The 1,256-nt window shown below is 49.1% G+C and carries 1 protein-coding gene; it reads right to left on the bottom strand.

Annotated elements, in window-relative coordinates; all coding sequences use genetic code 11:
- Positions 1–80: 80 nt before the first annotated feature.
- Positions 81–917, bottom strand: a complete 837-nt coding sequence (locus ACLGL1_RS09750) for an exodeoxyribonuclease III (RefSeq protein ID WP_411008481.1) — start codon at positions 915–917, stop codon at positions 81–83.
- Positions 918–1,256: the final 339 nt, after the last annotated feature.

Genomic DNA, 1,256 nt, shown 5'->3' with positions numbered 1-1,256 from the left:
TTATAAACTACCGTCCACAAACAAGGTGATCAAGAAAAGAACGCATCCAATGATATAAAGTGGAGTAAAATTTTCACCCCTTAAATAATAAGATTATTGACTTCCAATAAAATAGGAGCATGGTCCTGCCGGTCACCTGAAGAAACCATCTCAGAAAGGGCGATTTGCTTCTTCAAACGATCGCTCACGATGAAATAATCAATTCTCCAACCGGAGTTATTGATTTTACTGGTCTTGACCCGCTGGGCCCACCAGGTATAGGCTCCTGTCACATCCCCATGGAGATAGCGGAAGGAGTCCACAAAACCCTTGTCTAAAAGGGTCGTAAAGCCTGCCCGCTCTTCATCAGTAAAGCCAGGCGACCGGCGGTTGGCTTCCGGATGTGCCAGGTCAATTTCCTTGTGGGCCACATTAAAGTCACCGGTAGCAATGACCGGTTTATCCTGGTCTAGGCCGGAGAGGTAGCTTGCATACTGCTGATCCCATACCTGCCGGTCCGCTAGACGGACCAGGCCGTTCCCCGCATTCGGGGTATAGACCTGGTTAAAGTAAAAACCGTCAAATTCCAGAGTGATCAACCGGCCCTCCAAGTCCATCGGTTCCGGAGCCCCAATGGCCGGATAAGAAATCCTCGGGCTAAGGTCCTTTTTATAGAGGACCATATTCCCAGCATACCCCTTCCGGGCCGGCTCCCGAGAGCTGGTCCAAGCATAGGTATAGGCCGGAAAAAGACTTCCTAGGGCCGCCTCATGCTTAGCCGTCGGCCCATTGGCTGATAGCTTTGTTTCCTGAATAGCAATAATATCCGCATCGGCCTGCCGAATGGTTTCGAGCACCAACCGGGACAAGTCTGACCGCGCCGAAGTCCCCGTTAAAGCCGCATTGAGCGAGTCAATATTCCAAGAGATAAACCGCATTTCATCACATCTTTCTATCATAATACTATGGTAAAGGGCTAGATAAAGGCTACAACTTCATCCGCCTGGTAAATAATTATATAACCATTGTTCTTATTATCAAACAAGCCAAGTGATGCCAAAAACCGCCACCGACCGCCTGTCAGTGTCCGGGCATTAGAGCAGTAGACCAGAGGGATTAAGATAGTGCTATCTTAATCCCCAGATAAGCTGGTTAAGCAAGGTGCCGACCCCCTGCTCCTCATGCGGCCATTCCCTTGCCTCCCACAAGAGCAAAAATAGGTCGCAGCTCGGGTAGAAATACAAATAGCCCAGGACATTTGTCCTGGACTATTTGTA

It is taken from the genome of Peptococcus simiae, assembly GCF_046569735.1.
In the GTDB taxonomy this organism is placed as follows: domain Bacteria; phylum Bacillota; class Peptococcia; order Peptococcales; family Peptococcaceae; genus Peptococcus; species Peptococcus simiae_A.
Note: the sequence above shows the minus strand (reverse complement) of the source record. Positions and strands in the feature narration are given on the sequence as shown.